Origin of the sequence: Streptococcus humanilactis, assembly GCF_019448275.1 — a bacterium.
Classification (GTDB): Bacteria; Bacillota; Bacilli; order Lactobacillales; family Streptococcaceae; genus Streptococcus; species Streptococcus humanilactis.
Map to the genome: position 1 here is coordinate 1 of NZ_JAHXBZ010000001.1, position 8,371 is coordinate 8,371.

2 protein-coding genes are annotated in these 8,371 nt (G+C 38.2%); both read left to right on the top strand.

Annotated features, from left to right (window positions below):
- Positions 1-729: LPXTG cell wall anchor domain-containing protein (locus tag KV696_RS00005; RefSeq protein WP_219966502.1), on the top strand; the 729-nt coding region annotated here is incomplete at its 5' end.
- Between the two features lie 656 nt (positions 730-1,385).
- Positions 1,386-8,371, top strand: a 6,986-nt coding sequence (locus KV696_RS00010; protein WP_219966503.1) for a sialoglycan-binding domain-containing protein, incomplete at its 3' end; no start/stop codon positions are given.

Consider the following 8,371-nt stretch of genomic DNA (forward strand, 5'->3'; position numbering starts at 1 on the left):
AAACCAGATGAGAAGGTTGTTGTTCAAGACAAATCCCACTTAACTCCAGAAGAGAAAAAACAAGTGGAAGATAAGGTCAAAGCGAAGAACCCAGGTAAGACTGTCACTGTAGGCGACGATGGAACCGCAACGGTTACAGATCTAGAAATAGGAATTTCTCACGATATAGTCGGAGAAGAAATGACACTCATAGCACCGCCAACAGTTGAATTACCAGAATTCAAGGGTGGAGTGAACGGTGAATTACCAGATCCAATCACTTTACCAGAATTAACTATTGAGGTTCGCTGGATTGATGAAGATGGAAATGTATTGAAACCATCCGTTAAGACAGGTAATGAAAAGGATGTGGAACATGGATCAATTCCTGGATATGAATTTGTACGAACTGTGATTGATGAAAATGAACCAGTAATTACCCACATTTTCAGAAAAGTAAGTGGAAGTACAAATCCAAATACAATTCCAGTAACTCCGGTTACACCTGATACTAATAGAGGTTCTGGTCAAGATGCACCAGCACCAACAACTCCAGTTCCAGATGCAGTTACTCCGAATGCAGATCAGGTAGATACTAAGACTACTGTTGATAATGGAGCTAAGTCAAATGGTTCTCAAAATGTATTGCCAAATACAGGAACAGAATCAAATGCTACTCTTGCATCTCTCGGACTTCTTGGTATGCTAGGTGGTCTCGGACTTGCTCTTGCAAAGAAAAAAGAAGACTAAAAATGTAGTCAAAATATGTATTGTTCATTGTTAAGTGGACAATGAATAAAAAAATAACAACGGCCTTGTTCCTCGTTTTAAGAGGTGCAAGGCCGTTGTTGTATTTTTAAAAAATGTGCAGTAATACTCAATAAAAATCAAAGAGCAAACTAGAAAGCTAGGAGCAGGTAGTACTTGAGTATGACAGGCCGACGCTGACATGGTTTGAATTTGGTTATTGAAGAGTATAAGAAGCTCTCGATTGGGGTATAGAGTTAGTCATCTGTTACTATTAAATTTTCTAGATGATTATTTTTTACTATTAAAAATGACGATGAATTATCTGATATGATAAGTGGTTACAGATTTATTTTAAAGTTAGAGAGTTAAGTGTATTAATATATACAACACAATAATATTTTTTGAATAATTAAATATTTTATCCCTATTTTATGTAATAAATCGGTTTTGGCTTGTTTAAATATATAAAAAATGGTATAATTGAGCTGTGATAGCTGTGATAGCTGTGATAGCTGTGATAGCTGTGATAGCTGTGATAGCTGTGATGTTATTTGCTAATAGCGATCATCATAGTGATTTTTATAGCTTAACTCTTTTTAAGGGGTTGAAGTTATGAAGATTGCTTTTTCTATATTATATTGCCCTTAGGAGGACAAATGGAACACAAATCGAATTCATATAAAGTAAATCGACAGCAACGTGAAAAAGTTTTGCGCTTTTCTATTCGTAAATACAGTTTCGGTGCCGCTTCAGTTGCTGTTGCAGCGCTGATGTTTTTGGGCGCGCGCGTTGCTAGTGCGGATAGTGTAGTTGAAAACACTCCAAAATCTACTGCGGGTGTAGTAAGTCCTAAAGATGAGGCCAAGTCGCCTCAAGGTATTGCGAAACCTACTGGAAACAAAGTAGATGAAGTAAATAAATCCTTGGAAAATCAAGCGCCTACAGTTGATAAAACTAAGTTGAGAAAAGTAGTTGAAGAACTAAATTCTCTTCTTTCAACTAAATTAAACCTTGACGACTCAGTAGTATCGCCTGTTAAAGATAGACTTCAAAAAGGAAAAGAAGCCCTAGAAAATTCTGACCTAGCTCAAAAGGATATTGATGAGCTTGTAGAACTCTTGTCTAAAGATGTGACAGTCTTATCGGTTGCTTCTAAAGAATCAAGTGAGGTTCAAGTAGATAAAACTGAAAAGCAGGCTGACAACCTAGCGAACCAATCTTCTTCTGAAGTAAGAGCAAGCGAAGAGAGTCAAACTGTATCAGCTAAAAAAGATTCTTTGAAAGTATCTGTAGATCAATTGCAGGCAGCTGTCTTGGAATTGCCTGAGCATGAGACAAGCAAAGAAGTTCTTGAAAAAGCCAATGAACTATTGGGATTGGCGCAAGAAGTTCTTGAAAACACAACAGTTTCTCTGAATGATGTTGAAGAAATGAACAAACTTGTGAAGAGAATGTTTAATTCTGTTAAAAATGCTACAACACGTTTGACTTCAGGTGCTCGTGACTCACGTAATGGTCAAAGTATGGGACAAGGTTCTAATCTAAGATCTGCACCTATTGATAAAACGACTAAACGTGGGAGTCTTGGGATAGTTGTAGCGGACTCTGGATTTATCACAGGATATGCAACGCCATCTTCAACAATTGAAATTAAGAGAAATGGCCAAAAGATACTTACGTCTAAACTAGATGATACTGGAGCTTTTAAATTAAATGCACCAGGTATTAAAGTGGGAGATAAAGTTGAATTAGTAGTCAATGGTCAAAGTGTTTATAATACTACAGTAAGTCAAGTAGACACAGTGGCATTCAATGATAGTTTAGCTGGTGTAGCTCAGGTTGATGGATATACAGCGTCAGAAGCTGATGTTGAAATATCAATTGGTGGGAAAAAATACACGACTAAATCTCAATCAAACGGATATTTTACAGTTAATGTAGACCCTAAGTTGATGGTGAAAGGTGCTACTATTACAGCCGTAGTCAAAAAGAACGGAAAAGAAGTAGGACGTGGAACAAGTAACGTTCGTGAAACAAGAAAAACAGACTTTGGTGTTGGTTGGAATAAAAACCCAATGCTTAACTATTCAGAGCGTGATGTATATTCACCAGATACCAAGCAATATGCCTTCGTAAGTGTAGGGACTGCTGATAAAGCCTATGACAATATTCGTGTGTATCGTGAAGAGCGTATCGAAAAAGATGGAAATAAATATTATTACTGGATCGTAGATTCAGGTCCAGCGGAAAATGCTCTTGCGGGTTCTTCTAAGAAAATATCACTTGCTATTCCGCGTACTGTAGGAGATCCGTATGACTTCACTTATACAAAATATAAAGATGGAAGTCAAATATCTCATCAAGAGTATGCAAGTGCATCAAAATGGGAGTATGAAAACACGTTTTCTCGAGCTTATGTTAAAAATGGTGAACGCCGTTCAGGGTCAACTTATGGTGAAAATATAGGTTCTTGGATGGATTATGCTAATCCTGATAATAGTTGGAGAAAAAATATTTATCGTGATTCTAGAAAAGATGGTACCGATCGTAATCCAGATGCAGCTTCACGTGTGAAAGATATGTACGGTATTACAACAGGTGGTTTAATTTATAACCTTGCTAGAGGGGTAATCGAAGATAAACTGAACGTCGTTGCTGGACAACGTACGATTATTACGTTCAAAACGAAGATTCTTGAAGGTGATGAGTTAGATCAAAGCATTATGTCGGATTGGGGTAATAAAAATAAAAATAATCCGATGCTTGCGGATATTAAAAAACGTTTAGCGAATGATCCGTATCTTGCCTATGGCGGATACTCAACAGATGGGCTAATTCGATATAGAAACGGTCAAAACGCCATTATCGGTACCCTACCACTGAAACCAGAGGAAGCTGCTAAATATGACTTAAAACCAAAATCTAAACCGCAAAGTACTAAAGTAGGGGTCATTCCAGACGCTTACAACAGTATTGCGAATCCAAATGAATTACCTGCAGGTACAACATATCGTTGGTTTAAAGATCCAGATGTATCAAGACCTACAGCACCGAATGCACCTGTGTATGGTAAAGTGGAAGTCACTATTCCTGAACGTGGAAAATTTATTGTTGATGCTCCCGTGCATGTTGTAGATGACAAAGCTCAAACACCAGTAGCAACAGCTAAAGATAATGGGGATGTAACTGCAAAACCACAAGATTCTAAAAAAGTAGACAAAATTAAAGTAAGCTTTACAGGTGAAGATAACAAGCAAAAAACAGCTGAAGGAACTAAAGGAACAAACGGCAAATGGACTGTGAATAATCCAGATGTTCGAATTGATGCCAATACTGGGGAAATTACAATTCCAGCTAATAAAGTTAAAGACTTGACAGAAGTAACTGCAGTTACGAAGAATGGAAATGGTGCGGATTCAGATCCAGCTAAAGCAACTGCGAAAGATGTCCAAAAACCACAAGCTACTTTAAATGGTATTACGCTAACAGAGACAGCCAATACACCAATCTTTACAGTCTATCGTGGTGCCGACTTTAACCCAGAGCTTAAAGTATGGGATAACTCAGGAAAAATCTCAAAAGTAACAGTTGGAAATCTTCCTGGCGGAGTAAGTGCTTCTAACTTTACAGCCCAAACTGGTAAAGATGGAAGTTCAGAAGATAAGAAGTATAAAACTCGCTTGTCTTCGGGTAGAGTATTAGATACTCAGACATTAGGAGAACATACTGCTACTCTTCACGTAGAAGGAAGTAGTGCTACTGACAGTCGTGACTTGAAATTCAAGTACCGTGTTGTGGATATTACAACAAAAAATCTTGAAAATGGTGTCGCGAAAGTACCAGTAGGTTCAACTTTAAATGTACCAAATAGCCGTACAAATGTTGATGCTCATAATTATCTTAAAGTTGTAGATAGCCAAGATCAAAGCGATCGTGGGAATAGCCACTTGCCTCAAGGTATGACTTGGACGTGGAAAGCTGGAGACAACTTAGATCCAGGTACTACATTAGACAATTCAGGGAAATATACAAGAAATGCTACAGCGCAATTCCCAAGTTCTGTAACAGATAACAATAGTACAACTAGAACAACATTTGCACCGACAGAAATCAAGCGTCCAGTAGTTCTTGCGGTAACACCGACAGCACCTAGTGTAGTAGCCAATGAAAATGGTAGTGTAACAGTTACCCCACCAACACGTCCTAATGGTACTACACCGCAAGATATTGATACAATTACACTTACTTATACCCCAACAGGTAAGACTACACCAGAAACTGTAACAGTTGCAAAATCAGGAAATAACTGGACAGTCAATGGTAAGACAACCGATAAAGTATCAGTAACTCCAGCAGGTGTTGTAACAATTTCTGATCTTGAAGTTGCGGATGGTAAAGAAGTAACTGCAAAAGTTTCTAAGAGAATTGATAATAATGTAGTTCTTGAAAGTCCAGTAGCTAAAGTAATATCAAAATCTTCTAAACCAGCTAAACCAGTAGCAACAGCAAAAGACAATGGTGATGTTACAGGTAAACCACAAGATCCAGCAAAAGCAGATAAAATTACTGTAAGCTATACTGGAGAAGATAATCAACCAAAAACAGCTGTTGGAACTAAAGATCCGAAAGGAAAATGGACAGTAAATACTCCAGAAGTACAAATCAATCCAAATACTGGAGAAATCACGATTCCGGAAAATAAAGTAAAAGACGGAACAGAAGTAACAGTAGTTACGAAAAATGGAAATGGTACTGATTCAGATCCAGCAAAAGCAACAGCGAAATTTTCTAAGCCAGCTAAACCAGTAGCAACAGCAAAAGACAATGGTGATGTTACAGCTAAACCACAAAATCCAGCAAAAGCAGATAAGATTACTGTAAGCTATACAGGGGAAGATAATACTCCGAAAACAGCTGTTGGAACTAAAGGAACAAATGGCAAATGGACTGTGAATAATCCGGAAGTTAGAATTGATTCCAATACAGGGGAAATCACTATTCCGGCAGATAAGGTGAAAGATAACACAGAAGTAACAGTAGTTACTAAAAATGGAAATGGTGCTGATTCAGATCCAGCAAAAGTAACTGCAAAAGATGTTCAAAAACCACAAGCTACTTTAAATGGTGTTACATTAACAGAAACAGCTAATTCACCAATCTTTACAGTCTATCGTGGCGCTACATTTAACCCTGAATTGAAGGTATGGGATAACTCAGGTGTAATTTCTAAAGTAGAAGTTAAGGGAGGACTTCCAAAAGGAGTAACCGCTTCTACATTTACATCTCAAACAGGAAAAACTGAAGCAAATCCATATGCAACTCGCTTGTCTTCAGGTACTGTATTGAATACTGAAACTTTAGGAGAACATGAAGCTACTCTACATGTTGAAGGAAGCAGTGCTACTGATAGCCGTGATTTGAAATTCAAATATCGAGTGGTTGATATTGAGACTAGAAACCTTGAAAATGGTATCGCAAAAGTACCAGTAGCTTCAACGTTGAATGTAGCCAATAGTGGTAAAAATATTGATGCTCATAGATATCTTAAGGTTGTAGATAGTGAAGATAAAGCAGATCGTGGAAACAATTATTTACCAAGTGGTATGACGTGGACATGGAAAGCTGGAGATAAATTAGATTCAGGAACAACACTAGATAACTCAGGGAAATATACTCGAAATGCAACAGCAGTATTCCCGGATACTAGCAAAAATTCTATTACGGATGTAAATAGTACAACTAGAACAACATTTGCACCTGCAGAAATTAAGCGTCAAGTAGTGTTAGCAGTAACTCCAACAGTGCCTAGCGTAGTTGGACATGAGAATGGTAGTGTGACAATTACCCCACCAACACGCCCTAATAGTACTAATCCACAAGATATTGATACTATCACCCTTACTTATGTACCAACAGGTAAGACTACACCAGAAACTGTAACAGTTATAAAATCAGGAAATACTTGGACTGTAAATGGTAAGACAGCTGATAAAGTGTCAGTAACCCCTGCAGGCGTTGTGACAATTTCTGATGCTGAAATTGCAGATAAAACAGAAGTAACTGCAAAAGTTTCTAAGAGAATTGATAATGTAGTTCTTGAGAGTCCGGTAGCTAGAGGAACAGCAAATGGTAGTTTGGGAGCTGAAGTTACTCCACCAGCACCAGTTCTGGAAAAAGAAAAAACTACGCCAGTTACAGTAGTAACACCAAACAAACCAGGTTCAACAATCACCACAGAAACACCAGTCAATGGATTGACAGTAGATGGCGATGGTAATTTAACTGGCACACCAACTGTCACAGATTGGAAACCAAAAGAAGAAGAACGTAAAATTACGATTCCAGTTAAAGTTAAAAATGGTGACGAGACAGTTACTAAGGATGTTCCAGTTACAATTCTACGTGATACAGATAGCGACGGCATTCCAGATAAAGTAGATTCAGATGATGATAACGATGGAATTCCAGATACAGAAGATGCAAATCCAAAAGTAGCTGATAAATTAACAGGAGAAAAAACAGGAAAAACTGTAAAAGAAAAAACACCAGTCCCAGCAAATACTAAGGTAGTAACACCAAACAAACCAGGCACAACGATTACAGTAGATAGTCCAGTAAATGGTTTAACAGTGGATAACGGTGGAAATCTAGTAGGAACACCAAGCGTCACAGATTGGGGACCAAAAGAAGAAGAACGTACAGTAGAGATTCCAGTTAAACTGAAACGTGGAACAGAAGAGACTGTTGTAAAAATTCCTGTAACTATCCAACGCGATACAGATGGCGATGGAATCCCAGATAAAGTAGATCCAGATGATGATAACGATGGTATTCCAGACAAGGATGATGCAAATCCAAAAGTAGCAGATGGATTAACAGGAGACACAACAGGAAAAACTGTAAAAGAAAAAACACCTGTCCCAGCAAATACTAAGGTAGTGACACCAAATAAACCAGGCACAACGATTACAGTAGATGGTCCAGTAAATGGTTTAACAGTGGATAACGGTGGAAATCTAGTAGGTACACCAACTGTCACAGATTGGGGACCAAAAGAAGAAGAACGTACAGTAGAGATTCCAGTTAAACTGAAACGTGGAACAGAAGAGACTGTTGTAAAAATCCCTGTAACTATCCAACGCGATACAGATGGCGATGGAATCCCAGATAAAGTAGATACAGATGATGACAACGATGGAATTCCAGACAAGGAAGATGCAACTCCAAAAGTAGCAGATGGATTAACAGGAGACACAACAGGAAAAACTGTAAAAGAAAAAACACCTGTCCCAGCAAATACTAAGGTAGTAACACCAAACAAACCAGGCACAACGATTACAGTAGATAGTCCAGTAAATGGTTTAACAGTGGATAACGATGGAAATCTAGTAGGTACACCAACTGTCACAGATTGGGGACCAAAAGAAGAAGAGCGTACAGTAGAGATTCCAGTTAAACTGAAACGTGGAACAGAAGAGACTGTTGTAAAAATCCCTGTAACTATCCAACGCGATACAGATGGCGACGGCATTCCAGATGTGACCGATCCAGATGATGACAACGATGGTATTCCAGACAAGGATGATGCAAATCCAAAAGTAGCTGATAAATTAACAGGTACAGTCACAGATCCAGGAAAAGT